The following is a 26,619-nucleotide window of genomic DNA, read 5'->3' on the forward strand; positions in this document are numbered from 1 at the left end:
GGGGGGGGGGGGGGGGGGGGGGCGGCCCCCCTCGGCCGCCTTGCCCCCATCCGCCCTTCGGGCACCTTCCCCCGCATGCGGGGGAAGGGAATCAACGGTAGCACCATACCCGACCACCAGCCTTTCTTCCTTCGTCGCCACGCCCACCGCGGCGAACGGGCAGCGCTCGCGTTCGCAGATCGCGGCGAATTCGGCCCGACGGTCCTGCGGCACGCCCAGCACGTAGCGTTCCTGCGATTCGTTGCACCACAGCTGCATCGGCGACAGCGAAGGGTCGTCGCTGGGCACCTTGTCCAGGTCGATCACGCCGCCCACGCCGGAGTCGTGCAGCAGTTCGGGGATCGCGTTGGACAGGCCGCCGGCGCCCACGTCGTGGAACCACAGGATGGGGTTGTCCTCGCCCATCGCCACACAGCGGTCGATGACTTCCTGGCAGCGGCGCTCCATCTCCGGGTTGTCGCGCTGCACGCTGGCGAAATCCAGGTCCTCGGCGCTGTCGCCGGAGGCGACCGAGCTGGCGGCACCGCCGCCCAGGCCGATCAGCATGGCCGGGCCGCCGAGCACGATGACGGCATCGCCGGGCGAAAGGGTCTTCTTCTCCACCTGGATGCGGTCGATCGCGCCCAGGCCGCCGGCCAGCATGATCGGCTTGTCGTAGGCGCGGGTCAGGCCCTCGCCTTCGGCCAGTTCGAAACTGCGGAAGTAGCCCAGCAGGTTGGGCCGGCCGAATTCGTTGTTGAACGCGGCGCCGCCCAGCGGGCCGTCCAACATGATTTCCAGCGCCGGCGCCATGCGCGGGTTCAGCGGGCGCGACGTCTCCCACGGCTGCGGCAGCGTGGGGATGCGCAGGTGCGACACGCTGAAGCCGGTCAGCCCGGCCTTGGGCTTGCCGCCGCGGCCGGTGGCGCCTTCGTCGCGGATCTCGCCGCCGGCGCCGGTGCTGGCGCCAGGGAACGGTGCGATCGCGGTGGGATGGTTGTGCGTTTCCACCTTGATGCAGAAGGCCGAGTCCAGCGTGGCCTCGAGGCGGTACTGGCCGCTGCCGTCCGGGCGGAAGCGCGCGGCGGGGTAGCCTTCCAGCACGGCGGCGTTGTCGCTGTAGGCGCTGAGCGTGTGCTCGGGCGTCTGTGCATGGGTGTGCTTGATCATCCGGAACAGCGAGCGGTCCTGCTGCTTTCCGTCGATGGTCCAGCTGGCGTTGAAGATCTTGTGGCGGCAGTGCTCGGAGTTGGCCTGCGCGAACATCATCAGTTCGACGTCCGAGGGATCGCGGCCCAGCTCGCCGTAGCGCAGGCGCAGGTAGTCGATCTCGTCCTCGGCCAGCGCCAGGCCCAGGCGGGCGTTGGCGGCTTCCAGCTCCGCCAGCGGGATGCGTTCCAGTTCGCCGCGCTCCGGGGTGGCGAACAGCGCCGCGGCCTGTTCGCGCGCGCCCAGCAGCGATTGGGTCATCGGGTCGTGCAGCGCCTTGGCCAGCGCCGGCTGGCTGTCGTCCCAGCCGGCCAGGTCGATGCGCATGCCGCGTTCGACGCGCTTCACCGGCAGGCCGGCGCCGCGCAGCAGTTCGGTGGCCTTGCTGGCCCAGGGCGACAGCGTGCCCAGGCGCGGCACCACGAAGCGGGAGGCCGCGCCGTCGGCCAGCGGCTCGGCCTGGTCGCCGGTCTGCAGGATGCGGCGCAGGGCGGCCAGGTCCGGCTGCGCACCGGGCTCGGGTTCGACGAAATAGACGTGCCAGGCGCCGCTGATGCGGATGGCGGGGGCCAGTGACTGGAGCTTGCTTTCGAGCCGCGCGCGGCGGAATTGCGACAAGGCCGGCTGGCCTTCGAGGACGATCATGTCCGGAACCGTGGGGGCGTGCCGTCAGGACGGGGCCGTCTATTGTAACGAAGCCGGCGCTTGGCCGGCTTCGCGGGGTCTCACTTCATGCCGGCGGCGGCCGGCTTGGCCTTCACGGCCAGTTCGTCCAGCCGCTCGCGCAGGGCCTGCGGCGGCAGGTAGCCGCCCAGCTGGACGCCCTCGGCCGAGTAGATGGCCGGGGTGCCGCTGACGCCGATGCGCTGGCCCAGGTCGTACTCCATGGTGACCGGGTTCTTGCAGTCGCGGGACGGGACGGGCTTGCCGGCCTTGGCGTCGGTCAGCGCGCGCCGGCGGTCGGGGGCGCACCATACCGAGATCATGTCCTTGTGGTCCTGGCTGCCCAGGCCCATGCGCGGGAAGGCCAGGTATTCCACCGCGATGCCCAGCCGGTTGAGATCGGCGATCTCGCTGTGCAGCTTGCGGCAGTAACCGCACTCGATGTCGGTGAAGACGCTGATGGTGTACTTGGCGTTGGGCGGGGCGAACACGATGCGCTCGGACGCCGGCACGCTGGCCAGCAGGTCGCGGCGGTACCGGGCCAGCGCGGTGCTGCCCTGCATCAGGTCCTGTTGCTCCTGCAGGTCGAGCACGGCGCCCTGCATCAGGTAACGGCCATCGTCGCTGACGTACAGCAATTGGCCGCCCACGATCACCTCGCGGAAGCCCGGCAGCGGGGCGGCGCCCACGTAGTCCACCTTCGCCTGCGGATTGAGCTGGGCGATGGCGTTGCGGGCGCGCTCCTCGGGGGTGCCGCCCTTCGCGGGCGCGGCGGCCGGCGCGGGCTTCGCGGCGGCCTCGTCGGCGGCCGGGGCCTGCGGGGCCTGCGCGCAGGCGGTCAGGCTGAGGGCGCCCAGCAGGGCGGCGGTGATCAGACGGGTCATGTAGCGCATCCTGGTGGCCGCACCGGCGGCAGGGTTTCCATCGAACGGGCCCCGATTCTCGCACAGCGGCCGCGCCGGACGGCTTAACCGGGACGCAAGCGTGATGGCGGTCAGGCGCGCGGGTGATGGCGACCGTGCAGCTGCTTAAGGTGTTCGCGCGCCACCAGTGTGTAGATCTGCGTGGTCGACAGCGAGCTGTGGCCCAGCAGCAGTTGCAGCGCGCGCAGGTCGGCGCCGCGGTTGAGCAGGTGGGTGGCGAAGCTGTGGCGCAGCCCGTGCGGGCTGATCCGCACCGGATCGATGCCGGCGGCGGCGGCATAGCGCTTCACCAGTCCCCAGAACTGCTGGCGGGTCGGTGGCTTGCGGGTCGGTTCGATGAACAACGGCACCTCGCCGTCGGCCATCTTGGGAATGGGCCTGCCGTCCGCCAGCCGCGTCCGCGCCGTGTCCAGATACTTCTCCAGCCAATGCTGGGACTCTTCGCCCAACGGCACCAGCCGGTCCTTGCTTCCCTTGCCGGTCACGCGGATGACGCCCTGGCGAAGATTCACGCCGTTGGCGGGCAAGTGCACCAGTTCGCTGACGCGCAGGCCGGCGGCGTACATCAGCTCCAGCATGGCGCGGTCGCGCAGGCCCAGCGGGGACGCCACGTCCGGCGTGTCGAGCAGCGCGTCGATCTCGGTTTCGGTCAGGGCCTTGGGCAGCGAGCGCGGCAGCCGGGGCGGGTCCAGGAGGGCGGTGGGATCGTCGGCACGATCGCCACGGCGCAGACGGTGCGCGAAGAACGCCCGCAAGGCCGACAGCAGACGCGCATTGCTGCGCGGCGAATAGCCCTCCCGCGTGCGCCAGGCCAGGTAGTCGAACAGCGCCGCGCGGTCGGCCGCCGGCAACCCGCCCGCCTTCCCGTTGCGCCACCTGGCGAATCCTTCCAGATCGCGCCGATAGCTCTCCAGCGATGGCTTGGCCAGGCCGCTTTCGGCCCAGATCGCATCGAGGAAGGCGGCGATGGCGGTGGCGTCGGCATCGGGAACGGGAGGCAGCGCGTTGGCCTGCTGGCGGCGTTCGGCGGGAGTGCGTGCGGTCATGCCGCAAGCTTAGGCCATGCGCCCTTGCAGGAGCGACTGTAGGAGCGACGTAAGTCGCGATAGCACATCCGTATACACGATGACGAACGCACCGCAGCGCGTCCGGATGGGGAATCATGAAATGTGGTCCCGCAGCGCGGTCATGGCTGAAGCCGCGCCTGCAGAAAACAGGAGGCACGGTATCCTGTCGCGATGGAAGACACCGCCCCTGCCCCCGGAAAATCCCGCGCCCTGATCGGCTGGCGCCTGCTGGCGCTGCTGTACGACATCTGGCCGGCGCTGGCGATGTGGATGGTGGTGTCCGCGCTGTTCACCGTCGGCTACACCTACCTGGGCCATCACGGCGAGCGCGAGAACATCGCGCCCTTCAGCGCCCTGCAATGGTTGCTGTGGCTGAGCTGCTGGGCGGTGACCGGGCTCTATGCGGTATTGAGCTGGCGCCACGGCGGGCAGACGCTGGGCATGCGGCCGTGGCGGCTCAAGGTGGTGGCGGCCGATGGCAGCGCCCCGACACGGCGCGCGCTGTGGGCGCGTTTCGCCGTGGCGACCTTGTCGACGCTGGCCGCGGGGCTGGGTTTCTGGTGGGCCTGGGTGGATCGGCAGAAGTTGACGCTGCACGACCGGGCCAGCGGCACGCGCATGATCCGGCTGCCGAAGAAAGCATCCTGATGCAATGATGTGGGAGCGGCCTCCGGCCGCGAGCTTTCCCTCTGGGCCCTTGAAATCGGGTTCGAAAGCTCGCGGCCGAAGGCCGCTCCCACAAGGGCCGCTCCCACAGGTGATGTCTAGCGGCTGCGCTGCCGGAACATCATCCACGACACGCCCATCAGCAGGATCGGCGGCAGCGCATAGGCGATACGGTAGTCAAGCCGGAACGCGCCGGCCATGCGCACGAACATCGTCTGCAGCGCCCAGAAGCCCACCGCGAACACGATGCCCAGGAACAACCGCTTGCCCATGCCGCCGCTGCGCAGGCTGCCGAACGCGAACGGAATCGCGGCCAGGCACAGCGCCAGCACGTTGAGCGGGTAGAACCAGCGGCCCCAGTACTGGTCCTCGTACTCGCGCGCGTCCAGCCCGTTGCGCTTGCGGTACTCGATGTTCTGGCTGAGCTCGTTGGTCGGCAGGTTGCGCACGCGGGTCAGGCCGGACGACAGCACGGCCGCGTCCAGCTGCGATTCCCAGCGCTCGCCCAGCACTTCAGTCTGCGTGGCGGAACGCTCGTTGAAGGTGGTGCGGCGCACGTTCTTCAGCAGCCAGTAGCCGTCCAGGTGCTCGGCGGTGGCGGCATGGGCGATGGAAGCCAGGCGGCCATCCTCGGCCAGCTCGTACAGGCGCACGTCGCGCAGTTGCAGCGACACCTTGCCATGCTCCCCGCGCTCTTCGCCGCTCTGCGCGTACAGGAACGTATTGCCCTCGCGCGCCCACATGCCGGCATAGCGATCCAGCACCACGTCGCCGGTGCGGGCGGCGGTCTTCAGCATGTCGGCCTGGCGCTGGCCCCACGGACCGATGCTCTCGCCGCTGACCACCATCAGGCCGGTCAGCAGGGCCAGGGCGACCGCCACCGAGATGCTCAGCCGGCGCCGCGACAACCCGAGCGCGCGCAAGGCGGTCAATTCCGAACTGGCGGCCAGCTGGCCCAGCCCCATCAGCGCGCCGATCACCGCGGCGGTGGGGAACATCACATAGGCACGGCGCGGCACCGTGTAGAGCACCCAGGCCACCGCATGGCCGAAGGTGTACTTGCCCTGCCCCAGGTTGCCGATCTCGCCCGACAGCGCCATCACCACGTCCAGCCCGACCAGCACCGCCCAGGTCAGCAGCACCGTGACCAGGACCACCCGGCCCACGTAGACATCGTGCAACCGCGGCAACAGCCTCATGCGCGCCCCCGTGGCCGCGACGGCTTGCCGTCGCGCAGGTAGAACCAGATGGCCACCGCCAGCAGCGGCAGGGTCAGCCACCACAGGCCGACCGGCCCAGGCAACTTGCCGTCGGTCAGCAACTGGGTGCCGTTGAACATCAGGCTGATGCCGACCAGATAGGCCAGGAAGCCCAGCATCACCCGACCGTAGCGGGTCTGCCGCGGCGCGCTGCGCGACAGCGGCAGCGTCAGCAGGGCGAAGGCCAGCGCCAACAGCGGCGGGGTCAGGCGCGCGTGCAACTGGGCATTGGCGGCCGGGCGCGGGTCGGAAAGCAGCTGCGGGGTGGGCAGCAGTTCCGGATCGTCCTTGTCCAGCGTGTCGGCGCGGTCGGGCAGCGCCACTTCATTGGATTTGTAGCGGATCAGCCGGTAGTCCAGGCCGGGGCCGGCAGGGCCTTCCACGCGGAAGCCATCCTCCAGCCGCAGGTAGCGGTCGCGTTCGCCCTCGAAGAACATCTGCCCGGTGCGCGCGGTAACCACGTCCACGCGGTCGTCCTGGGCGCGGTGCATGAACACCCGGCTCAGGCCCGTGCCATCCGGCGAAATGGCGCTGACGTAGATCACCGCGCCGCTGGACAGCACGGTGAACTTGCCCGCATCCAGCCCCGACACCACCAGGCTGCGGTTGGCATGGTCCAGCATGTTCTGCGCCGTCCGCAGCGCCCACGGCCCCAGCCACAGCGAGCACAGGCCCACCACCACCACCACCGGCACCACCAGCAGCATCAAGGGCCTGAGCAGGCGGCGCGGACCGATGCCGGTGGCGGTCAGCACCGCCATTTCCGAATCGCGATACAGGCGCGAGAACGCCAGCAGCAGGCCCAGCATCAGCGCCAGCGGGATGATGTAGGGCATGTAATTGAGGAATTGCAGCCCCAGTTGGGACAGCAGCAGGCGGGCCGGCACCTTGCCGTCGGCCACGTCGCCGAGCAGATCGGCCATCACGCCGCCCACGCTGACCATCAGCAGGATGATCAGGGTGGCGAGGAAACTCTGGGTGAATTCCCGGAAAAGGTAGCGGTCCAGCTTCGGCATCGGGGGGGCTTGATTTACAATCTCGGGCTTGTGCGCCGCGTGGACGGCGGCAGTCTGTGCGGTCCGGGATGGCGTCAGCCACCTTCCTCCGGCCCGCGATTGTACGTAAATGAACCTGGAATCTGATCAATGACGCTGGAATTCACCCTGAACCACGATGCCCCGGCCCAGGCCGGCGTCGATTGCATCGTGGTAGGCGCCTATGCCGACAAGACCCTGAGCCCGGCCGCGCAGGCCCTGGACGCAGCCAGCGGCGGCCGGCTGTCGGCGCTGGTGCAGCGGGGCGACATCGGCGGCAAGACCGGCAAGACCACCCTGCTGCACGATCTGCCCGGCGTGACCGCGCCGCGCGTGCTGGTGATCGGGCTGGGCGAGGCGGCCAAGTTCGGCGTGGCGCAGTACCTGAAGGCCGTCGGCGACGCCGCCCGCGCGCTGAAGATCGGCCCGGTGCGCAGCGCGCTGTTCACCCTGACCGAAGTGGACGTGAAGGAACGCGACGCCGCGTGGAAGATCCGCCAGGCCGTGATCGCCGCCGACCATGCCTGCTACCGCTACACCGCCACGCTGGGCAAGAAGAAGAACGACGAGCCCGGCCTGGCGCACTTCGCCGTCGTCGGCGACGACGCGCAGGCGCTGGCGCAGGGCGTGGCCATCGCCGCCGGCGTGCAGTTCACCCGCGAACTGGGCAACCTGCCGCCCAACATCTGCAACCCGGCCTACCTGGCCGGGCAGGCGCAGGCCTTCGCCAGCGCCAACGGCGCCGAGTGCGAGGTGCTGGAAGAGGCGCAGATGGAAGCCCTGGGCATGGGTTCGCTGCTGGCCGTGGCCCGCGGCTCGGCCAACCGCCCGCGCCTGATCGTGCTGAAGTGGAACGGTGCCGGCGCCGACGCCAGGCCCTACGTGCTGGTCGGCAAGGGCATCACCTTCGACACCGGCGGCGTCAACCTGAAGACGCAGGGCGGCATCGAGGAGATGAAGTACGACATGCTGGGCGCCGGCAGCGTGCTGGGCACCTTCGTGGCCACGGTGAAGATGAAGCTGCCGGTCAACCTGGTGGTGGTGGTGCCGGCGGTGGAGAACGCCATCGACGGCAACGCCTATCGTCCTTCCGACGTCATCACCAGCCTGTCCGGCAAGACCATCGAGGTCGGCAACACCGACGCCGAGGGCCGCCTGATCCTGTGCGATGCGCTGACCTACGCCGAGCGCTTCAAGCCCGAGGCGCTGGTGGACGTGGCCACGCTGACCGGCGCCTGCATCGTCGCGCTGGGCCGCTACGCCAGCGGCCTGATGAGCAAGCACGACGACCTCAGCAACGAACTGCTGGGCGCCGGCGAGACCGTGTTCGACCGCGCATGGCGCCTGCCGCTGTGGGACGAGTACCAGACCCAGCTCGACTCCGCCTTCGCCGACGTCTACAACATCGGCGGCCGCTGGGCCGGTGCCATCACCGCCGGCTGCTTCCTGGCCCGCTTCGCCGAAGGCCAGCGCTGGGCGCACCTGGACATCGCCGGCGTCGCCAACGACGAAGGCAAGCGCGGCATGGCGACGGGACGGCCGGTGGGGCTGCTGAGCCAGTGGCTGCTGGATCGCGCCGGCTAAGAGCCGGGATTGGAGATTGGGGATTGGGAATTCGCAAAGCATCGCTTCCCCCGCACTGATCGCCGATATTTCATGACCCGCTCTTGCGAATCACGAATCCCTAATCACGAATCCCAGCCCTCATGCGCGCCGACTTCTACCTGATCGCCAAGCCGCGTTTCCTCGACGAGCCGCTCAAGCTGGTCTGCGAGCTGGCGCGCAAGGCGTACGACAGCAACCAGTGGACGCTGGTGCTGGCGCGCGACGCGGCGCAGGCCGAGGAACTGGACGAACTGCTGTGGGCCTTCGACGACGAGGCCTACATCCCGCACCAGATCGCCGGCACCGACGAGGAAGACGAGCTGACGCCGGTGCTGATCGCCACGCCGGACTTCGACGCCCCGGCGCGCGCGCTGGTCATCAACCTGCGCGACGACGCGTTCGCCGGCGCCTGCGAACGCGTGCTGGAAGTCGTCCCCGCCGATCCCGCCGCCCGCGAACCGCTGCGCGAGCGCTGGAAGCAGTACAAGGCGCGCGGCTTCGATGTGAACAAGCACGATATGTAAGAGCCGGGATTCGGGATTGGGGATTCGCAACGGCGCCCACTCAATCCCGGCTCCTCACGCTCTTGATCGAATCCCGAATCCCGAATCCCGAATCCCGAATCCCGAATCCCGAATCACGGCTCCTATGTCCCTCGCCCCCAGCTACGACCCCAAGTCCTTCGAATCCCGCCTGTACGCGCAGTGGGAAGCCGCCGGCTATTTCAAGCCCAGCGGCGAGGGCAAGCCGTACACGGTGCTGCTGCCGCCGCCCAACGTGACCGGCACGCTGCACATGGGGCATGCGTTCCAGCACACGCTGATGGACGCGCTGGTGCGTTACCACCGCATGCGCGGCTACGACACGCTGTGGCAGATGGGCACCGACCACGCCGGCATCGCCACCGAGATGGTGGTCGGCCGCAACCTGGCGCTGGAAGGCAAGGGCGAGACGCGCGATTCGCTCGGCCGCGAGGGCTTCATCGCCAAGGTCTGGGAATGGAAGGCGCAATCCGGCGACATCATCGAGCGGCAGATGCGCCGGCTGGGCACGTCGGGCGACTGGTCGCGCAGCACCTTCACGATGGACGAACAGGCCTCGCGGGCGGTCATCGAAGCCTTCGTCCGCTGGCATGAGGAAGGCCTGATCTACCGCGGCCAGCGCCTGGTCAACTGGGACCCGGTGCTGAAGACCGCGATCTCCGACCTGGAAGTGGAGAACGTCGAGGAAGACGGCTTCCTGTGGTCCATCGCGTACAAACTGGAAGAAGGCGCCAGCTACGAGCACGTCGAGCGCGATACAGACGGCAACGAGACACTACGCGAAACTCGCGACTACCTGGTGGTCGCCACGACCCGCCCGGAGACCTTGTTGGGCGACGCCGCTGTGATGGTGCATCCGGAAGACGAGCGCTATGCGCACCTGGTCGGCAAGAAGGTGAAGCTGCCGCTGATCGACCGCGAGATTCCCGTCATCGCCGACGACTACGTCGACCGCGAGTTCGGCACCGGCGTGGTCAAGGTCACCCCGGCGCACGACTTCAACGACTACCAGGTCGGCCAACGTCACGACTTGCCGCTTTACAACATCCTCGATGATGCAGCACGGATCATTGACGATGCTTCGTGGACTGAACGACTCAAGCGTCAGGCTTCTGCAACCACGATCCGTAGTGGCGTGATCGATACTGCAACCGACGCAAGGATCCCGGAGAAGTACCAAGGCCTGGACCGCTATGACGCCCGCAAGGCCGTGCTGGCCGACCTGGAAGACGCCGGCCTGCTGGTGGAGACCAAGCCGCACAAGCTGCAAGTGCCTAAGGGCGACCGCACCGGCCAGGTGATCGAGCCCTACCTGACCGACCAGTGGTTCGTGAAGATGGACGCGCTGGCCAAGCGCGGCCTCGATCTCGTCGAGTCCGGCGAAGTGAAGTTCGTTCCGCCGAACTGGATCAACACCTACCGCCACTGGATGGAGAACATCCAGGACTGGTGCATCAGCCGCCAACTCTGGTGGGGACACCGCATCCCGGCGTGGTTCGACGAGGCGGGCAACTGCTATGTCGCACGCACCGAAGAGGAAGCCTATGCGAAGGCCAAGGCTTCTGTAGGAGGGGCTTCAGCCCCGACTGCATCGGCTTCGGACACCGTCGGGGCTGAAGCCCCTCCTACAGGGGGCATCAGGCTCACCCGGGACAACGACGTGCTGGAGACCTGGTTTTCCTCGCAGCTGTGGCCGTTCAGCACGATGGGCTGGCCGGACGAAACGGCGATGGCCGAGCGCGGCTTCGACCGCTACCTGCCCTCGTCGGTGCTGGTCACCGGTTTCGACATCATCTTCTTCTGGGTGGCGCGCATGATCATGGCCACCGACCATTTCACCGGCAAGGTGCCGTTCCGCGACGTGTACATCACCGGCCTGATCCGCGACAAGGACGGCCAGAAGATGTCCAAGTCCAAGGGCAACGTGCTGGATCCGCTGGACATCATCGACGGCATCTCGCTGGAAGACCTGGTCGCCAAGCGCACCAGCGGCCTGATGCAGCCCAAGATGGCCGAGAAGATCGAGAAGGCCACGCGCAAGGAGTTCCCCAGCGGCATCATCCCGCACGGCGCCGACGCGCTGCGCTTCACCATCGCCGCGCTGGCCACCCACGGCCGCGACATCAAGTTCGACATGGGCCGCGCCGAAGGCTACAAGAACTTCTGCAACAAACTGTGGAACGCCACCCGCTTCGTGCTGATGAACACCGAGGGCTTCGCCGTTCCTTCTCCCTCCGGGAGAAGGTGGCCCGCAGGGCCGGATGAAGGTACGGAGTACGGTAGCACCTCCACTTCGCCGGACCCTCACCCCAACCCCTCTCCCGACGGGAGAGGGGCTTTGGCGCCCATCACCGACGCGGAGAAGTGGATCCTCTCGCGCCTCGCCAAGGTCATCGCCGAGGCCGAAACCCATTTCGCGCAGTACCGCTTCGACCTGCTGTCGCAGGCGCTGTACGAATTCGCCTGGAACGAGTTCTGCGACTGGTTCGTCGAACTGGCCAAGCCGGCGCTGAACGGCGACGACGCGGCCGCCGCCGACAGCACCCGCCACACCCTGCTGCACGTGCTGGAAACCCTGCTGCGCCTGCTGCACCCGCTGGTGCCGTTCGTCACCGAGGAACTGTGGCAGCAGGTGGCGCCCAGGCTCGGCATAGCCGGCAACACCATCTCGCTGCAGCCCTATCCCGCCGGTGCGGATTTCGCCGGACAGGATTTCGCCGCGGCGGAAACCGACGTCGAGTGGCTCAAGACCATGGTCTCCGCCCTGCGCCGCGTGCGCAGCGAGTTGAACGTCTCGCCGGCCAAGTCGATCCGCCTGCTCTTGCAGGGCGGTGGCGCGGACGACCGTGCGCGCGTCGATCGCTTCGCTTCTTCCCTGGCTTTCCTGCTGAAGCTGGAGGACATCGTGTGGCTGGAAGAGGGCGCCGAGGCTCCCGCCTCCGCTTCCGCCGTCATCGCCGGCGGCGGGCCAGGGGCCGCACTTCAGCTGTTGGTGCCGCTGGAAGGCCTGGTCGACCTGGACGCCGAACGCGCGCGCCTGGACAAGGACATCAAGCGCGTGGAAACCGAGATCGGCAAGTGCAACGGCAAGCTGGGCAACGCCACCTTCGTGCAGAACGCCCCCGCTGCCGTGGTCGAACAGGAACGCGCGCGCCTGGCCGACTGGACCGTGCAGCTGGCGGCCCTGCGGGAGCAACGCGCCAAGCTTTGACGGGAAGCGGCCCCCGACCCGCCGCCATCGCCACGCAAGGCGTAGCGTGCGCCATGCGCACGGCCGACATCCCGGATACGCACGCTACGCCGCTGATGGAATTCCGGTCGGAAAGCGAGCTTCTCGGCACCATGGTCGGTCGCGCGCGCATCGGGCCCGCCGCCGGAGTGGATCGTGCGACGTGCGCGCAGCGCACGCTACGCCCGTGGCTTCGACAACTCCGCGATGATCAATCAACGATGCGCGTAGCTCAGGATGCGAGACACGCGCCATTGGCCATCCTCGTATCGCCAGACCTGGCTGAATTCGGCCACGCCGGCGTACTTCTCGGGGCCGTCGCCCTGCCGTTCGTAGAACTTGTGCGTGCCGATCTCCATCGCGCCATGGCCCGGCACGGGATAGACGCGCAGGGAATCGGCCACCAGCTCGCGCCGCGAGCGCCAGCTATCCGGCGCCTCGCGGCCTGCGCAGCCCTTGGCCACGCCATCGACGAACTCCTTGCCACTGCGCGCGGTCACCCCGCCACGGTCGTGGTAGAACTCCAGATCGTCGGTCACCAGCGTCGCCAGCAGGGCCGTATCGCAGGTATCGAACACGGCGCGGAACAGCGCCACATCCTTCGCGCGGATGGTCTCGTGCAGTTGTTCTGGCGACATCGCCGCGATCGAATCGGTCGGCTCGGCAGCCTGCGCGGCCAGCATGGAAGGCAGCAGGACGGCGGCCAGCAGGATCCACGGTTTGCACGGCATGGCATCGCTCCGGAATGGGGAATGCGTGCGCGGACGGCACGCGGGCAGCCACCAAGCTAAGGGGCCGCGCCACCCCGTGCACAGTGCCTTTCTGCACCCCGGCCAACGGCCATACGTAGGGTGCGCCCCGGCGCACCGCTCTTCGATATTCGATACATGAAGGCGACGGATCGACCGGTGCGCCGGGGGCGCACCCTACAACCTGGGCATCGTCGTGATGTCGTCGGGCACCAGTTCGATCGCCATCACCAGCGCGTCCTCGCGGCCGTCGCGGGCCGGGTAGTAGCGGGGGCGGCGGCCGATCTCGTTGAAGCCTTCGCTGTGGTACAGCGCGATGGCGCCGGGATTGGACGGCCGCACTTCCAGGAACACCCGCTGCACCGCCTGCCCGCGCGCGATCTTCACCAGCGCGCGCAGCAGGAAGCGGCCCAGGCCCCTTCCCTGCCGTTCCGGCGCCACGCAGATGTTCAGGACATGCGCTTCGTCCGCGGCGATGCTCAACAGGCCATAGCCGATGACCAGCCCATGCTCGGTCAGCACCCACGAGGGATAGCCCGCCTTCAGGCAGTCGCGGAAGATGCCGCGCGTCCACGGGAACGGGTAGGCGCGCTGCTCGATCGCCAGCACCGCGTCCAGGTCGGCGTCGCGCATCGGCCGCAGGACGGACGCGGAAGCCTGTGCCGCTTCGACGCCCAGCGCGCTCATGGCGGCGACGTCCTGCGCAGCTTGCGCAACGCGGGCCACAGCGCGCGCTTGGCGGCCGGATTGCCGCGCAGTTGCGCGGACGTGGGCCATTGCGCGAACAGTTCCGCCGCGCCCGGGGCATTCGGATTGCAGCCGGACGCGCGGATCAATGCGAAATGCAGGCGATCCGGCAGGCGCGAACCCGGACCGCGTGGCGGCGTGGCGGCGCGCGCGCGCGGCGCATCCTCGATCGCTTCGCGCGAAGGACGCGGCGGGCGGACCGTGGCGCGCGACGGCGCGGGCTCCATCGCGGGGTTGGAAGGCCGCGCGCCGGCGTCGGCCCTCGCAGGCGCAACCGCGGTGCTTTCCGCCCCGGCCCCCGCCGGCTGGCCGGCTTCGGTCGGCCAGTCGGCCGGCAGGTACAGCGCATGTCCCAGCGCGCCCAGCCAGGCCTGCTGCTCGGCCGACCACAGGCGATCCGAGGCCAGGCTCACGCCACCGGCTCCTTGCCCCGGCGCGTGCGTTGCCACAGCCAGTAACCGGGGCCGGAAACCGCGTACAGCACGCCCACCGCGAACAGCGTGCGCGGCAGGTCGATGAACAGGATCGCCAGCACCAGCGGCACCAGCGCCATCACCACGAACGGGATGCGGTCGGCCTTCGCCCCGCCTTCCCCGGTGCCCTTGAAGCTCCAGAAACGGATGCGGCTGACCATCAGCAATGCCGCCACCAGCGTCACCGCCAGCGCCACGTAGCGCAGTTCCTCGCCGCTCCAGCCCAGTTCGCCATCGGCGAAGGCCCAGACGAAGGACATCATCAATCCCGCCGCCGCGGGGCTGGCCAGGCCGATGAACCAGCGCTTGTCCACCACGCCCACCTGGGTGTTGAAGCGCGCCAGCCGCAGCGCAGCGCAGGCGGCGTACAGGAACGCCACCACCCAGCCCACCCGGCCCATCGCGCCGCCATCGAACTTCAGCGCCGACAGCGACCAGTGGTACATCACCAGCGCCGGCGCCAGGCCGAAGCTCACCAGGTCGGCCAGCGAGTCGTACTGCACGCCGAAATCGCTGCTGGTGCCGGTCAGCCGCGCCACGCGGCCGTCGATCCCGTCCATCAGCCCGGCCACGAACACCGCGATGGCCGCATGGACGAACTGGCCGTTGGCCGCCGCGATGATGGCGTAGAAGCCCGCGAACAGGCCCGCGGTGGTGAACAGGTTGGGCAGCAGGTAGATCCCGCGCGAGCGCGGGGGCGGTTTGATTTCGTCCATGGGTCGCAGTTTAGCCCAAGCCATCCGCGCCACGGCTTGCCAGCCCGGCGCGGGGGTGCTGCAATCGCGGCTCCCCTGATCGTTGGAGCCCGCCATGCGCGTCCTTCCCTGCCTGACCGCGACGGCCCTGTGCCTGGTCGCCGCCCTGACCGCACAGGCCCAGCAGATCTACCAATGGAAGGACAGCAAGGGCGTCACCCACTATTCGGACAGCCCGCCGCCCGACCAGCAGGCCCAGAACCGCCGGATCAACCACTACGGCGCGCCGGCCGCCGAGGCCACGCCCGCCGGGCAGCCGGTGGAGAACCCGCAGTGCACCACCGCCCGCAAGAACCTGGAAATCCTGGGCAACCAGGGCCCGGTGCAGCAGGACACCGACGGCGACGGCAAGCCCGACACCACGCTGGACGACGCCGGCCGCGCCAACCAGCGCAGCCTGGCCGAAGCCGCGGTCAAGGCCTACTGCGTGCCCGCCGCCGGCGGCTGAGCGGCGCGGGTGCGCGGCTGGCTGGCCATCGTGGCGGGCATCGCCCTGGGCGGCGGCGCCGCATGGTGGCTGGCCCGGGAATCCCCGCAGGAAACCGAAAGGAAACAACAACGCGCCCGCCAGGCTGCGGCCGCGCAGGCGCGCGACGCCCGCCCCTCGCTGTACCGCTGGCGCGATGATGCCGGCGTGCTGCAGATCACCGACCGGCCGCCGAAGGGACGCGAGTACGAGCGCATCGAACGCGAAGCGCCGGCGGGGATCGAGGTCCGCGGGGAATAGCCAGTTCCGGGTTGTCGGTTGCGGGTTCCTGGTTGAGGGGACGAGGCCGGGGGTGCGGTCTCGCCAGGAGCGGTCAATCGGAACCTGCGCACCCGCCGCGTGGCAAAATGGCGGTCTTTCCGTCCCAAGAAGCCCGCCGATGCGCCTGTCGCAATTCCATCTCCGCACCACCAAGGAAACTCCGGCCGACGCCGAACTGGTCAGCCACCAGCTGATGCTGCGCGCCGGCATGATCCGCAAGCTGGCCGCCGGCCTGTACACCTGGTCGCCGCTGGGCCTGCGCGTGCTGCGCAAGGTGGAGACCGTGGTGCGCGAGGAGATGGACCGCGCCGGCGCCATCGAGATGATCATGCCGACCATCCAGCCGCGCGAGCTGTGGGAAGAGAGCGGCCGCTGGGAGAAGTTCGGCGACCAGTTGCTGAAGATCAAGGACCGCAAGGAAGCCGAATACTGCTACAGCCCCACCGCCGAGGAAGCCGTCACCGACTTCGCGCGGCAGGAGCTGAACAGCTACAAGCAGCTGCCGGTCAACTTCTACCAGATCCAGACCAAGTTCCGCGACGAGATCCGCCCGCGCTTCGGGGTGATGCGCGCGCGCGAGTTCGTGATGAAGGACGCGTACTCGTTCCACCTCACCGACGAGGACCTGGTGCGCGAATACCACAACATGCACGCGGCCTACACGCGCATCTTCACCCGGCTGGGGCTGGATTTCCGCGCGGTGCAGGCCGACAGCGGCGCGATCGGCGGCGACGCCTCGCAGGAATTCCAGGTGCTGGCCGATTCCGGCGAGGATTCCATCGCCTTCTCCACCGGCTCGGACTACGCCGCCAACATGGAGAAGGCGCAAGCCGCCGCACCCGCCCCGCGTCCGGCCGCCGGCGAGGCGATGAACAAGGTCGCCACGCCCACGCAGAGGACCTGCGAGGAGGTGGCCGCGCTGCTGGGCATCCCGCTGCAACGCACCGTCAAGTCGGTCGCGGTGATGGCCGACGATGCGGCTTCGGGCCAGCATTTCGTGCTGGCGCTGGTGCGCGGCGATCATGCCGTCAACGAGGTCAAGCTGGGCAAGGTGCCCGGCCTGGCCGGGTACCGGCTGGCGACGGAAGCGGAAATCCGTGAACACCTGGGCAGCGAGCCGGGCTTCCTCGGCCCGATCGATGCGAAGAAGGCCATCCGCGTGGTCGCCGACCGCGACGTGGCGGCGATGGCGGACTTCGTGGTGGGCGCGAACGAAGTCGGCTTCCATATCGCCGGCGTCAACTGGGGCCGCGACCTGCCCGAGCCGCACGACATCGCCGACATCCGCAACGTGGTGGAAGGCGACAAGGCCGCCGATGGCGGCGAGATCCGCATCGTGCGCGGCATCGAGGTGGGCCATGTGTTCCAGCTGGGCCGCAAGTACAGCGAGGCCATGCAGTTCACCGTGCTGGACGAGAACGGCAAGGCCACCGCGCCGACGATGGGCTGCTACGGCATCGGCGTATCGCGCATCGTCGCGGCCGCCATCGAACAGAACCACGACGCCAACGGCATCGTCTGGCCCGCGCCGATGGCGCCGTGGGCGGTGGCTGTGTGCGTGATCAACCCGAAGAACGATGCCGCGGTGAACGATGCCGCACAGCGGTTGCTGGCCGAATTGCGCGGCAACGGCATCGATGCGGTGCTGGACGATCGCGGCCTGCGCCCGGGCGCGATGTTCGCCGACATCGAGCTGATCGGCATCCCGCACCGCGTCGTGGTATCCGAGCGCGGACTGGCCGCCGGCACGTTCGAATATCGCGCGCGGCGCGGCGCCGAGGCCGAGAATCTCGGCCGCGAGGAATTGTTCGCCCGCCTGCTTTCGTAATGCGTCCTCACCGGGAAAACGTGAGTCAATTCACGTTTTCCCGGTGATTTTCACGGATATGTGATTTGTGCCGCGATTAAGTCGTCGATTATCATCGCCACTCTGCCTGGGATGGGACCATCCCTTCCATATTGGAGAAATTGATGTCGATTGACTTGCGTAGCCTTTCCGTGAAGGAACTCAGCGCGCTGATCAGCAAGGCCAAAGAGCAACAGACGAAACTGGCCAAGCGCACCCCGATTGCCACTGTCCGCAGCAAGATCACCCGATTCGCGAAGGCCGAGGGTTACACGCTGGAAGAACTGTTCGGCAAGCCGTCCGCCGCGCGTGGCCGCGCGAATGGCGCCAAGCCGGGCCCGAAGGCCGGCCGCAAGCTGGGCAAGGTGGCGCCAAAGTACCGCAATCCCGCCAATGCCAAGGAAACCTGGACCGGTCGCGGCAAGCAGCCGCGCTGGATGGCCGCCCTGGTCGCCAAGGGCAAGAAGCCGGACGACTTCCTTATCAAGAAGAAGTAACCGTCCCCGCAGGCGCATGGACAGAGGGAGGCGATGCACGGCATCGCCTCCCTTTTTCATTCCCGATGAGCGCCTTCGCCGATCACAGGTTCTTGCGCGAGGAGATCACCAGGTTGCCGAACAGCAGGCCGGCGATCAGCGCCATCACCACGTTGGTCACGCCGAGCAGCGCGGACTGGCCCACGCCCACGTCCTGTTGCTGCACCAGCGTCATCAGCCCGCGCAGGCTGGCGCTGCCGGGGACCAGCATCAGGATGCCGGGCACGCGGATCAGCGCACCGGGGCGGTTGGCCCAGCGCGCGAACGCATTGCCCCCCGCGGTCAGCGTCAGCGCCGACAGGAAGATGCCCACCGGGCTGCCCCACGCCTCGCCCGCATAGCGCGAAATGGAATACCCCGCGATGGCCGCGGCCATCACCCACGGGTAGTCGCGGCGATGCGCCTTGAACAACACGGCGAAGGCGTAGGCGGCCACCACCATCGCCGTCCATTCCACCCATTCCGGCTGCGGGCGCGCGGCGCGCACTTCGGGGTAGAGCCCCATCAGCTGCGCCAGCGTGACCGCGATCATGCTGCCCACGGTCAGCTTGAGCACGGTGGCCATGGCACCGGCGAAACGGGCGACGCCGGAGACCAGATGCTGACTGGTCAGCTCGTTGACGGCATTGGTCAACGCCATGCCCGGCAACAGCACGATCAACGACGCGATGATCACCGTGTTGAGGTTCAGCGGGGCGATGAAATTCGCGACCAGGATGGCGACGAAACCGGCGACCATCGCGGAGATGGCATCGCTGGCTTCCTTCATTTGCGGGCGCCGCTCGATCAGCTGCGCCAACAGCCCGATCAACAGCCCGATCAACCCTGCCGTGGCCAGGTCCAGCCAGGGCAGCCGCCACAACCCCGCCACCGCCGCCGCCGCCAGGCCCGAGGCGAATACCTGCATCGCCCGCCAGCGCCGGCTGGGCTTGCGGTCCAGCGCCCGCAACGCGGTGTGCCCCTGCGCGATGCTCATCTCGCCCACGGATACGGCATCGGCGATGCGGTCGGCCTCGCTGAGCTTGTGCAGGTCGGTTTCGCCGGGCGCCAGGCGGATCACCCGCGTGCTGTCGCTGGCCCCCAGCGGACGCGACGGGTCGCTGAAGCTCAGGATCAGGCCGGTCGGGTTGGACCACGGCTCGCAATCCAGCCCCAGCCGCTGCGAGAGCGACACCACCGTGCCTTCCAGGCGCTGGGCGGTGGTGCCGTAACGGTGCAGGCGGCCCGCGATCTCGCAGATGAAGGCGATGCGCTGGGCGTAGGTGGCGGTGTAGGACGGGTCGTCGGCCATCCGCACAGTATCGCCCAAGCCCGCACGAAAACACGCCGCCACGGCGCCATTGCTGCTTACACTACGGGCCACGCGTCGCGCCGGGGGCAGATTGGGTATCGGGGAAACACTCGCCTTGGGCAGCGCCGCGGCATGGGCCGTGGGCGTGATCCTGGCGCGACAACTGGGCGCCTACCTGCCGCCGCTGGCGCTGAACCTGCTGAAGAATGCGCTGGTGCTGTGCGTGCTGGCGCCAGCGGTGCTGGTGCTCCATGCCGGCCAATGGCCGGCCGTGCCCGCGCGCGACCTGGCCATCGTGCTGGCCAGCGGGATCGTCGGCATCGCGCTGGCGGACACGCTGTATTTCCGCGCGCTCAACGAACTGGGCGCCGGACGCATGGGCATCATCGGCAACCTGTACAGCCCGCTGGTGCTGCTGCTGGGCTTCGTGTTCCTGGATGAACGGTTGGGTGCGGCGCAGTGGCTGGGCTTCGGCCTGGTCGGGTTGGGCGTGCTGCTGGTCAGCCGCCCGCCGGGCGAATGGGAAACCCACCCGCGGCACACGGTGCGCGGCATCGTGATCGGCATGCTCGCCATCGCGCTGATGGCGGTGGCCGTGGTGATGGTGAAACGCATCCTGGAAGCGCAGCCGCTGCTGTGGGTGACGATGATCCGCCTGGCCGGCGCGGTGGCCGGCCTGCTCGCCCTGGCCGCCTGGCCGGCCATGCGGGCGCGCATGCGCTTCGACCCCGGCCGCGTGCCCTGGCAGCGGCTGGTGCTGGCCGCGCTGATCGGCCAGGGGTTGTCGATGGTGTTCTGGCTGGGGGGCTACAAGTACACCTCGGCCTCGGTGGCGGCCATCCTCAACGAAAGCGCCTCGGTGTTCCTGGTGGTGCTGGCCGCGCTGTGGCTGCGCGAACCGCTGGGGCGGCGCGCCTTCGCCGGCGTGCTGCTTACGTTCAGCGGCATAGCCTGTATGCTCCTTGGCCGAGCGACGCCATGACTCCTACCCTTGCCCGCCCGCAGTACCAGACCGACCAGGCCGACCCCACGCGGGTGCGGCTGGCGGGCGACTGGACCCTCGCCAGCGCGCTGATCGTGGCCGAGCAACTGCGCGGGCTGCCCGAGGCGGTCAGCCGCATCGACGCCACCGCCATCGGCCGCATCGATTCGGCCGGCGTGCTGCAGCTGCTCCGCTTCGTCAAGCGGCGCGGGCTGGAACTGGAGGACATCGAGTTCCGCCAGGATCACCGCGCGCTGGTCAGCACCATCGAGGACGTCGCCGACGACCGCCCGCCGCGCAAGCGCGACTACGGTTTCCTGGCCGCGCTGTCGCGCCTGGGCTACCGGGTGCACGAGAACGGCAAGGAAATCGTCACCCTGTTGAGCTTCATCGGCGAGAACCTGTTCAAGCTGGTGCGGATGGTGAAGGAACCGCGCCGCTTCCGCGCCACCGCCACCGTCTCGCACATGGAAGCGGTGGGCCTGGACGCGGTGCCGCTGGTGGTCCTGCTGTCGTACCTGGTGGGCGCGGTGATCGCCTTCCTCGGCTCCACCATCCTGCGCGACTTCGGCGCGGAGATCTACGTGGTGGAACTGGTCAGCATCGCCTTCCTGCGCGAATTCGCCGTGCTGCTGACCGCCATCGTGCTGGCCGGCCGCACCGCCAGCGCCTTCACCGCGCAGATCGGCGCGATGAAAGCGCGCGAGGAAATCGACGCCCTGCATACCCTGGGCCTGGACCCGATCGACGTGCTGGTGATCCCGCGCCTGCTGGCGCTGCTGGTGATGCTGCCGCTGCTGACCTTCATCGCGATGATGGCAGGCCTGGCCGGCGGCATCACCGTGGGCGCCTTCGACCTGGGCATCCCGCCGCAGATGTACCTGGCGCGCATGCACGAGACCATGGAGGTGCGGCATTTCCTGGTGGGCATGTCGAAAGCGCCGGTGTTCGCGCTGATCATCGGCCTGATCGGCTGCCTGGAAGGCCTGCAGGTGGAAGGCACCGCGCAGTCGGTGGGCGAGCGCACGACCTCCAGCGTGGTGCAGGCCATTTCGCTGGTCATCGTCCTCGACGCCCTGGCCGCGTTGTGGTTCATGAACATGGATTGGTGATGATGGAGCCGGGATTCGGGATTCGTCGTTCGGGATTCGCAGAAGGCGCCAACCAGGCGAGGAGCCCGCTTTGACCAGTCCCGGATCCCCAATTCCCAATCCCGGCAACGAAGGCGCCGACACCCCCATCATCTCCGTCCGCGGCCTGGTCAACCGCTTCGGCGAACAGACCGTGCACGACGGGCTGGACCTGGACGTGCGCCGTGGCGAAATCCTCGGTGTGGTCGGCGGTTCGGGCACGGGCAAGTCGGTGCTGATGCGGTCCATCCTGGGCCTGCGCATACCGGACGCGGGCGAGATCCGCGTGCTGGACGTGGATGCGCGTTCCGACGATCCCGCGTCCCGCCAGCACATCGAGCGGAACACCGGCGTGCTGTTCCAGGATGGCGCATTGTTCTCGTCGCTGACGGTGGGCGAGAACGTGCAGGTGCCCCTGAAGGAACACCACCCGGAATTGCCCGACAGCTGGCGCTACGAACTGGCGCTGCTGAAGGTGAAGCTGGCGGGCCTGCCCGCCGACGCGCTGAACAAGCTGCCCTCGCAGCTCTCCGGCGGCATGCGCAAGCGCGCCGGCCTGTCGCGCGCGCTGGCGCTGGACCCGCCGCTGCTGTTCCTCGACGAGCCCACGGCAGGCCTGGACCCGATCGGCGCCGCCGCCTTCGACCGCCTGATCAAGACGCTGCAGGAGGCGCTGGGCCTGACCGTCTTCCTCATCACCCACGACCTGGACACCCTGTACGCTATCTGCGACCGCGTGGCCGTGCTGGCCGACCGGCGGGTGGTCACGGTGGCGCCCCTGGAGGAAGTGGAGCGGTTCGACCACCCCTGGGTGCAGGAGTACTTCCATGGCCCGCGTGCGCGTGCTGCGCGCGACGGGCGACAGGCCTTCGGGCCGCATACCTCGCAAACGGCAGTCTGAATCATGGAAACACGCGCCAACTACGTCCTCATCGGTGCCTTCACCATCATCATCGCCACCGCGCTGCTGCTGTTCGGGCTGTGGGCGGCGAAGTATTCGTCCGAGCGCACCTGGCAGGAATACCAGGTGGTGTTCCGCGAGGCGGTCACCGGCCTGTCGGTCGGCAGCCCGGTGCAGTACAACGGCATCGCCGTCGGTTCCATCACCAAGCTCTCGCTGGCGCCGAACGATCCGCGCCAGGTCATCGCCCGCATCCGCGTGGAGTCCTTCACGCCCATCAAGACCGACACCCGCGCCAAGCTGGCCATCACCAGCCTGACCGGCCCGACCATCATCCAGCTCAGCGGCGGCACGCCGCAGGCGCCGACGCTGACCAGCGTGGACACGCGCGAGGCGCCGGTGATCCAGACCGCGCCCTCCGCGCTGCAGAACATCACCGACACCGCCAGCCGCATCGTCGAACGGCTCGACCAGGTGCTGAGCGACAAGAACGTGGCCAGCATGACCACCACGCTGCAGAACCTGGAAACCCTGAGCGGTTCGCTGGCCAGCCGCGAGGACGGCCTGCAATCGCTGATCACCAGCGCGCGCGACGCGGCCAACAAGCTGGACACTACGCTGACCACCACCAACGGCACCATCGAGCGGCTGGACCGGAACCTGGTGCGCGAACTGCCCCGCATCCTCAACCAGTTGGAAGGCACGCTGGCCAAGCTGGATTCGGCCGCCGACAACGCCGATGCGATCCTCGGCGAGAACCGCGCCGCCATCAACAGCTTCGCCAGCGACGGCCTGGGCCAACTGGGCCCGACGCTGACCGAACTGCGCGGGCTGGTGCGCGACCTGCGCCGCGTCAGCGACCGGCTGGAAGGCAACCCCGCGCGCTACCTGCTGGGCCGCGACGCACCCAAGGAGTTCGACCCGAAATGAAGCCGCTGCGTACTTTTTTCTGCCTCTCGTTGTTCGCGTTGGCGTTGCCTGGCTGCTCCATCCTGGGCAGCGAGCAACGCGATCCGGTAACGATCTACTCGCCCGACGTCCGCGTGGCGCCGGAAGCCGACTGGCCTTCGGTGCCGTGGACGCTGGTGATCGCCAAACCCACCGCTTCGCGCGTGGTCGACAGCCCGCGCATCACGGTGCGCCCCGTGCCGGGCGAACTCCAGGTCTACCGCGGCGTATCCTGGGCGCAGCCGGCCACGGACCTGCTGCAGGATGCCGTGCAGCGCACATTGGAGGACTCCGGCCGCATCGGTGCGGTGGCCAGCGCCGATGCCGGCATCCTGGGCGACTACAAACTGGTGATGGACCTGCGCCGCTTCGAAGCCGACTATGCCGGCGAAACCATCCCCTCGGCGGTGGTGGAAGTGAACGCCAAGCTGGTCCACAACCGCGACCAATACGTCGTGGCCTCGCGTACGTTCCTGCATCGCCAGTCCGCCGGCGGCGTGGAGATCGGCCAGGTGGCGGGCGCGTTCGAACAGGCATTGTCGGCCTCCACCCGCGAGATCGTGGGCTGGGTGCTGAAGACCGGCCACGCCGACACGGGCCGCAAGCACTGACGGTCAGCGCCTGCGTGCCGGGTCGATCCACCGGAACGTCAGGTTGATGCGTTCGCCCACCGGTCGTGCCGTGCGCGGCAACGCATGCCGATAAAGGCGCTGGGTATCGCCCGACATCACCAGCAGGCTGCCATGCGGCAGTTCGATCGCTTGTTTCAGCGCTTTGTCCTTGCGGTGCTTCAGCAGGAAACGCCGCGTCGCTCCCAGGCTGACGGAGGCGATCACCGGTCGCGGGCCCAGTTCCGGCTCGTCGTCGCTGTGCCAGCCCATCGCGTCATGGCCGTTTCGGTACAGGTTGGCCAGCACGCTGTTGAAGGGAACGCCCAGTTCGCGCCGCAATCGTTCGCGGATCGCGCGCAACGCCGGCAACCAAGCATGCGGCACGAAATCCGCGCCCGAGTAGCGGTAGACCGCCTCCGGCTCCCCCATCCAGCAGCTCAGGCGCGGCGAATCCACCCTGCGCCCGAACATGCGGATGCGATGGACTTCCCATGGCATTGCGCGGCGCAGCTCTGAAAACAGAGCGTCGGCCTGGTCCGTCTCCAGCCAGTGCGGCATGAAGGCGAGGGAGGCGCCCGGCAACGGAATCGACGCTCCATTCGCTGGTTCGGGCTTGGGTATGGTCATCGCCATCATGCTGGCGGATTTGCCCCACTCCGCGCAAACACTGAAAATACAGGCAGCCCAAAGCCACCCCGGAGTCCCGCCCCATGTCCGATGTCGAACGCGATGTAATGGAATACGACGTCGTGACCGTCGGCGCGGGCCCGGCCGGCCTGGCCTTCGCGATCCGGTTGAAGCAGCTCAATCCCGATATCTCGGTGTGCGTGATCGAGAAGGCCAGCACCATCGGCGCGCACATCCTGTCCGGCGCGGTGATCGAACCCGGCCCGCTCGATGTCCTGCTGCCCGGCTGGCGCGACAGCCCGCCGCCCATCTGCGTGCCGGCCGGCGAAGACGAATTCTGGCTGCTCGGCAAGGACGGCGGCCGCAAGTTCCCCCTCGTGCCGCCCGGCATGCGCAACCACGGCAACTTCATCGTGTCGCTGGGCGCGATGTGCGCCTGGCTGGCGCCGCAGGCCGAAGCGCTGGGCGTGGAGATCTACCCCGGCTTCGCCGCGGCCGAGACGCTGCACGATACGAATCCTGACGGAAGCCCCGGCAAGGTCATCGGCGTGCGCATCGGCGACATGGGCGTGGCGAAGGACGGTTCGCACAAGCCCGGCTTCACGCAGGGCATCGACATCCATGCCAAGGTCACCGTGCTGGCCGAGGGCGCGCGCGGCCACTTGACCAAGCGGCTGGTCAAGCAGTTCCAATTGGACAAGGACAGCGACCCGCAGGCGTATTCCATCGGCATCAAGGAGCTGTGGCAGGTGCTACCCGGCCGCGTAACGCCGGGCAAGATCGTGCACACCATCGGCTGGCCCGCCGACAACCGGACCTACGGCGGCAGCTTCCTGTACCACCTGGATGGCGACCGGGTCGCGCTGGGCTACGTCAGCGGGCTGGACTACATGGACCCGGAATACAAACCCTGGGAAGCCTTCCAGCAATGGAAGAACCACCCACTGATCAAGCCGCTGCTGGACGGCGGCAACATCCTGTCGGCCGGCGCACGCGCCATCGTCACCGGCGGCTGGCAGTCCCTGCCCAAGGTGGAGATGCCCGGGGCCTTACTGATCGGCGACACCGCCGGCCTGCTCAACGTGCCCAAGATCAAGGGCACCCACCAGGCCATCCGCAGCGGCATGCTGGCCGCCGAGCACCTGGCCGCCAACGGCATGGAGCCGGCCGGCTTCGATGCCAGGCTGCGCGATTCCGATGCCATGGCGGAACTGAAATCCGTGCGCAACATCAAGCCCGGCTTCAAGAAGGGGATGTGGTTCGGCCTGTTGAACGCGGCCTGGGAGACCGCCGTGGGCGGACGCTCGCCCTGGACGCTGAAGATCACGCCCGACTGGTCGTCGCTGGACAAGGTCGGCGAACACGAACAACCCAAGCGCGACTATGTGGACCGCACCCTGGCTCCGCGCGACCGCCTGCAGGGCGTCTACTTCGCCGCCACCGAGCACGACGAAGACCAGCCCGTGCACCTGAAAGTGGCCGACACCTCGATCTGCATCACCCGCTGCGCCGCGGAATACGACAATCCCTGCACCCGCTTCTGCCCCGCCGGCGTCTACGAGATCGTCGAAGACGCCACCGAAGGCAAGCGCCTGCAGATCAACGCCGCCAACTGCGTGCACTGCAAGACCTGCGACATCAAGGACCCCTACGAAATCATCACCTGGGTAACGCCGGAAGGTGGTTCGGGGCCGAATTATCAGAATCTATGAGCACCGTGCGGACCTCGTATCGACAGCAGTTCCTATACTTCGTTAATCCTCGAATACAGTCCAACACATGACAATGATGGCTGACGCTGTACGCTGACGGAAACCGATCAGCCCTTAATAGCGGACGGCAGCTGGCCGCGCCGATTCGCGGCAAGAAATTGTGCGCGCCTAGAGGATTTAACGCAGGCTATCGATCACCCGGAAAAGCTCTAAAGAGAATGCCCAAACCGACCCACGTGCATCCGAGTTCTGTAGCTATCGTCTGAAAATTCATTTCTGAATTTTACAGGTCGTCATTCAATCCTCAGATGTCGAATAGACAACGCTCCAGACAACAAAAAACTACAAAGCTAAAGGGTGGGTGCCCACTCGAGCACCCGCCCTAGC

The 26,619-nt window shown here is 68.2% G+C and carries 24 protein-coding genes and 1 pseudogene; 14 read left to right on the plus strand and 11 right to left on the minus strand.

Features of this window, described 5'->3' with window-relative positions:
• From purL to xerD, 3 genes are all read right to left on the minus strand, one after another.
• Window positions 1–1,833 (minus strand): phosphoribosylformylglycinamidine synthase (gene purL / locus AAD027_RS17515; RefSeq protein WP_341727321.1); only part of this gene is annotated, 1,833 nt, incomplete at its 3' end.
• 80 nt (window positions 1,834–1,913) lie between these two features.
• A complete protein-coding gene (locus AAD027_RS17520; protein ID WP_341727322.1) occupies window positions 1,914–2,735 on the minus strand; it encodes a DsbC family protein in 822 nt (273 codons plus the stop codon).
• A 110-nt stretch (window positions 2,736–2,845) separates the two neighbouring features.
• Window positions 2,846–3,820, minus strand: a complete 975-nt coding sequence (gene xerD, locus AAD027_RS17525; protein WP_341727323.1) for a site-specific tyrosine recombinase XerD — start codon at window positions 3,818–3,820, stop codon at window positions 2,846–2,848.
• Between the two features lie 192 nt (window positions 3,821–4,012).
• Between xerD and AAD027_RS17530 the strand changes: the two genes are divergently transcribed.
• Complete coding sequence (locus AAD027_RS17530; RefSeq protein WP_341727324.1) at window positions 4,013–4,489, plus strand: RDD family protein; 477 nt, start codon at window positions 4,013–4,015, stop codon at window positions 4,487–4,489.
• A 116-nt stretch (window positions 4,490–4,605) separates the two neighbouring features.
• On the opposite strand, the gene lptG is transcribed toward AAD027_RS17530, so the two are convergent.
• Both lptG and lptF read right to left on the minus strand, forming a co-directional pair.
• Window positions 4,606–5,706, minus strand: a complete 1,101-nt coding sequence (gene lptG / locus AAD027_RS17535) for an LPS export ABC transporter permease LptG (protein WP_341727325.1) — start codon at window positions 5,704–5,706, stop codon at window positions 4,606–4,608.
• Complete coding sequence (gene lptF / locus AAD027_RS17540; protein WP_341727326.1) at window positions 5,703–6,782, minus strand: LPS export ABC transporter permease LptF; 1,080 nt, start codon at window positions 6,780–6,782, stop codon at window positions 5,703–5,705. Before lptF ends, lptG begins: the two co-directional genes overlap by 4 nt.
• A gap of 129 nt (window positions 6,783–6,911) precedes the next feature.
• Between lptF and AAD027_RS17545 the strand changes: the two genes are divergently transcribed.
• The 3 genes from AAD027_RS17545 (at window position 6,912) to AAD027_RS17555 (ending at window position 12,158) form a co-directional block, all read left to right on the plus strand.
• Window positions 6,912–8,384 carry a leucyl aminopeptidase gene (locus tag AAD027_RS17545; RefSeq protein WP_341727327.1) on the plus strand — a complete coding sequence of 491 codons (1,473 nt, stop codon included), beginning with the start codon at window positions 6,912–6,914 and terminating at the stop codon, window positions 8,382–8,384.
• 122 nt (window positions 8,385–8,506) lie between these two features.
• Window positions 8,507–8,929 carry a DNA polymerase III subunit chi gene (locus AAD027_RS17550; protein ID WP_341727328.1) on the plus strand — a complete coding sequence of 141 codons (423 nt, stop codon included), beginning with the start codon at window positions 8,507–8,509 and terminating at the stop codon, window positions 8,927–8,929.
• Window positions 8,930–9,053: 124 nt separating this feature from the next.
• Window positions 9,054–12,158 carry a valine--tRNA ligase gene (locus AAD027_RS17555; protein ID WP_341727329.1) on the plus strand — a complete coding sequence of 1,035 codons (3,105 nt, stop codon included), beginning with the start codon at window positions 9,054–9,056 and terminating at the stop codon, window positions 12,156–12,158.
• Between the two features lie 233 nt (window positions 12,159–12,391).
• Here AAD027_RS17555 and AAD027_RS17560 read toward each other — a convergent pair whose 3' ends face one another.
• The 4 genes from AAD027_RS17560 to pssA form a co-directional block, all read right to left on the minus strand.
• Complete coding sequence (locus tag AAD027_RS17560) at window positions 12,392–12,907, minus strand: nuclear transport factor 2 family protein (protein ID WP_341727330.1); 516 nt, start codon at window positions 12,905–12,907, stop codon at window positions 12,392–12,394.
• A 195-nt stretch (window positions 12,908–13,102) separates the two neighbouring features.
• The gene (rimI, locus tag AAD027_RS17565; protein WP_341727331.1) at window positions 13,103–13,612 is read right to left on the minus strand and encodes a ribosomal protein S18-alanine N-acetyltransferase; all 510 of its coding nucleotides are present in this window, start codon (window positions 13,610–13,612) and stop codon (window positions 13,103–13,105) included.
• Window positions 13,609–14,085, minus strand: coding sequence for an alanine acetyltransferase (locus tag AAD027_RS17570; protein WP_341727332.1), 477 nt, complete (start codon window positions 14,083–14,085; stop codon window positions 13,609–13,611). The genes rimI and AAD027_RS17570 overlap by 4 nt, the downstream gene beginning before the upstream one ends.
• Window positions 14,082–14,861 (minus strand): CDP-diacylglycerol--serine O-phosphatidyltransferase, encoded by a 780-nt coding sequence (pssA, locus tag AAD027_RS17575; protein ID WP_341727333.1) that lies wholly within the window; start codon window positions 14,859–14,861, stop codon window positions 14,082–14,084. Before pssA ends, AAD027_RS17570 begins: the two co-directional genes overlap by 4 nt.
• Before the next feature lie 94 nt (window positions 14,862–14,955).
• Here pssA and AAD027_RS17580 point away from each other — a divergent pair, with 94 nt between their 5' ends.
• The 4 genes and pseudogenes from AAD027_RS17580 to AAD027_RS17595 form a co-directional block, all read left to right on the plus strand.
• A complete protein-coding gene (locus tag AAD027_RS17580; protein WP_341727334.1) occupies window positions 14,956–15,348 on the plus strand; it encodes a DUF4124 domain-containing protein in 393 nt (130 codons plus the stop codon).
• Between the two features lie 9 nt (window positions 15,349–15,357).
• The gene (locus AAD027_RS17585; protein WP_341727335.1) at window positions 15,358–15,627 is read left to right on the plus strand and encodes a DUF4124 domain-containing protein; all 270 of its coding nucleotides are present in this window, start codon (window positions 15,358–15,360) and stop codon (window positions 15,625–15,627) included.
• Window positions 15,628–15,766: 139 nt separating this feature from the next.
• Complete coding sequence (locus AAD027_RS17590; RefSeq protein WP_341727336.1) at window positions 15,767–17,476, plus strand: proline--tRNA ligase; 1,710 nt, start codon at window positions 15,767–15,769, stop codon at window positions 17,474–17,476.
• Window positions 17,477–17,619: 143 nt separating this feature from the next.
• Window positions 17,620–17,985, plus strand: a pseudogene (locus AAD027_RS17595) (H-NS histone family protein); the annotation flags it as partial.
• An 88-nt stretch (window positions 17,986–18,073) separates the two neighbouring features.
• On the opposite strand, the gene AAD027_RS17600 reads toward AAD027_RS17595, so the two are convergent.
• Window positions 18,074–19,321 (minus strand): threonine/serine exporter family protein, encoded by a 1,248-nt coding sequence (locus tag AAD027_RS17600; RefSeq protein ID WP_341727337.1) that lies wholly within the window; start codon window positions 19,319–19,321, stop codon window positions 18,074–18,076.
• Between the two features lie 91 nt (window positions 19,322–19,412).
• Here AAD027_RS17600 and AAD027_RS17605 point away from each other — a divergent pair, with 91 nt between their 5' ends.
• The 5 genes from AAD027_RS17605 (at window position 19,413) to AAD027_RS17625 (ending at window position 23,893) form a co-directional block, all read left to right on the plus strand.
• Window positions 19,413–20,303, plus strand: coding sequence for a DMT family transporter (locus tag AAD027_RS17605; RefSeq protein ID WP_341727338.1), 891 nt, complete (start codon window positions 19,413–19,415; stop codon window positions 20,301–20,303).
• Window positions 20,300–21,415, plus strand: coding sequence for an ABC transporter permease (locus tag AAD027_RS17610; protein ID WP_341727339.1), 1,116 nt, complete (start codon window positions 20,300–20,302; stop codon window positions 21,413–21,415). The genes AAD027_RS17605 and AAD027_RS17610 overlap by 4 nt, the downstream gene beginning before the upstream one ends.
• Before the next feature lie 70 nt (window positions 21,416–21,485).
• Window positions 21,486–22,334, plus strand: a complete 849-nt coding sequence (locus AAD027_RS17615) for an ABC transporter ATP-binding protein (protein ID WP_341727340.1) — start codon at window positions 21,486–21,488, stop codon at window positions 22,332–22,334.
• A gap of 3 nt (window positions 22,335–22,337) precedes the next feature.
• Complete coding sequence (locus tag AAD027_RS17620) at window positions 22,338–23,264, plus strand: MlaD family protein (protein WP_341727341.1); 927 nt, start codon at window positions 22,338–22,340, stop codon at window positions 23,262–23,264.
• A complete protein-coding gene (locus AAD027_RS17625; RefSeq protein WP_341727342.1) occupies window positions 23,261–23,893 on the plus strand; it encodes an ABC-type transport auxiliary lipoprotein family protein in 633 nt (210 codons plus the stop codon). Before AAD027_RS17620 ends, AAD027_RS17625 begins: the two co-directional genes overlap by 4 nt.
• A 3-nt stretch (window positions 23,894–23,896) precedes the next feature.
• On the opposite strand, the gene AAD027_RS17630 is transcribed toward AAD027_RS17625, so the two are convergent.
• Window positions 23,897–24,520 (minus strand): alpha-ketoglutarate-dependent dioxygenase AlkB family protein, encoded by a 624-nt coding sequence (locus AAD027_RS17630; RefSeq protein WP_341727343.1) that lies wholly within the window; start codon window positions 24,518–24,520, stop codon window positions 23,897–23,899.
• 83 nt (window positions 24,521–24,603) lie between these two features.
• Here AAD027_RS17630 and AAD027_RS17635 point away from each other — a divergent pair, with 83 nt between their 5' ends.
• Window positions 24,604–26,232, plus strand: a complete 1,629-nt coding sequence (locus AAD027_RS17635; protein ID WP_341727344.1) for an electron transfer flavoprotein-ubiquinone oxidoreductase — start codon at window positions 24,604–24,606, stop codon at window positions 26,230–26,232.
• Window positions 26,233–26,619: the final 387 nt, after the last annotated feature.

Source organism: Pseudoxanthomonas putridarboris (assembly GCF_038321125.1).
Classification (GTDB): domain Bacteria; phylum Pseudomonadota; class Gammaproteobacteria; order Xanthomonadales; family Xanthomonadaceae; genus Pseudoxanthomonas_A; species Pseudoxanthomonas_A putridarboris.

What these genes read in the sequence shown, in the direction of transcription:
- AAD027_RS17520 (WP_341727322.1), bottom strand. Translation starts at nt 2,735, where the DNA reads ATGACCCGTCTGATCACCGCCGCCCTGCTGGGCGCCCTCAGCCTGACC.
- xerD (WP_341727323.1), bottom strand. Translation starts at nt 3,820, where the DNA reads ATGACCGCACGCACTCCCGCCGAACGCCGCCAGCAGGCCAACGCGCTG.
- AAD027_RS17530 (WP_341727324.1), top strand. Translation starts at nt 4,013, where the DNA reads ATGGAAGACACCGCCCCTGCCCCCGGAAAATCCCGCGCCCTGATCGGC.
- lptG (WP_341727325.1), bottom strand. Translation starts at nt 5,706, where the DNA reads ATGAGGCTGTTGCCGCGGTTGCACGATGTCTACGTGGGCCGGGTGGTC.
- lptF (WP_341727326.1), bottom strand. Translation starts at nt 6,782, where the DNA reads ATGCCGAAGCTGGACCGCTACCTTTTCCGGGAATTCACCCAGAGTTTC.
- AAD027_RS17545 (WP_341727327.1), top strand. Translation starts at nt 6,912, where the DNA reads ATGACGCTGGAATTCACCCTGAACCACGATGCCCCGGCCCAGGCCGGC.
- AAD027_RS17550 (WP_341727328.1), top strand. Translation starts at nt 8,507, where the DNA reads ATGCGCGCCGACTTCTACCTGATCGCCAAGCCGCGTTTCCTCGACGAG.
- AAD027_RS17555 (WP_341727329.1), top strand. Translation starts at nt 9,054, where the DNA reads ATGTCCCTCGCCCCCAGCTACGACCCCAAGTCCTTCGAATCCCGCCTG.
- AAD027_RS17560 (WP_341727330.1), bottom strand. Translation starts at nt 12,907, where the DNA reads ATGCCGTGCAAACCGTGGATCCTGCTGGCCGCCGTCCTGCTGCCTTCC.
- rimI (WP_341727331.1), bottom strand. Translation starts at nt 13,612, where the DNA reads ATGAGCGCGCTGGGCGTCGAAGCGGCACAGGCTTCCGCGTCCGTCCTG.
- pssA (WP_341727333.1), bottom strand. Translation starts at nt 14,861, where the DNA reads ATGGACGAAATCAAACCGCCCCCGCGCTCGCGCGGGATCTACCTGCTG.
- AAD027_RS17580 (WP_341727334.1), top strand. Translation starts at nt 14,956, where the DNA reads ATGCGCGTCCTTCCCTGCCTGACCGCGACGGCCCTGTGCCTGGTCGCC.
- AAD027_RS17590 (WP_341727336.1), top strand. Translation starts at nt 15,767, where the DNA reads ATGCGCCTGTCGCAATTCCATCTCCGCACCACCAAGGAAACTCCGGCC.
- AAD027_RS17600 (WP_341727337.1), bottom strand. Translation starts at nt 19,321, where the DNA reads ATGGCCGACGACCCGTCCTACACCGCCACCTACGCCCAGCGCATCGCC.
- AAD027_RS17610 (WP_341727339.1), top strand. Translation starts at nt 20,300, where the DNA reads ATGACTCCTACCCTTGCCCGCCCGCAGTACCAGACCGACCAGGCCGAC.
- AAD027_RS17620 (WP_341727341.1), top strand. Translation starts at nt 22,338, where the DNA reads ATGGAAACACGCGCCAACTACGTCCTCATCGGTGCCTTCACCATCATC.
- AAD027_RS17625 (WP_341727342.1), top strand. Translation starts at nt 23,261, where the DNA reads ATGAAGCCGCTGCGTACTTTTTTCTGCCTCTCGTTGTTCGCGTTGGCG.
- AAD027_RS17630 (WP_341727343.1), bottom strand. Translation starts at nt 24,520, where the DNA reads ATGACCATACCCAAGCCCGAACCAGCGAATGGAGCGTCGATTCCGTTG.
- AAD027_RS17635 (WP_341727344.1), top strand. Translation starts at nt 24,604, where the DNA reads ATGTCCGATGTCGAACGCGATGTAATGGAATACGACGTCGTGACCGTC.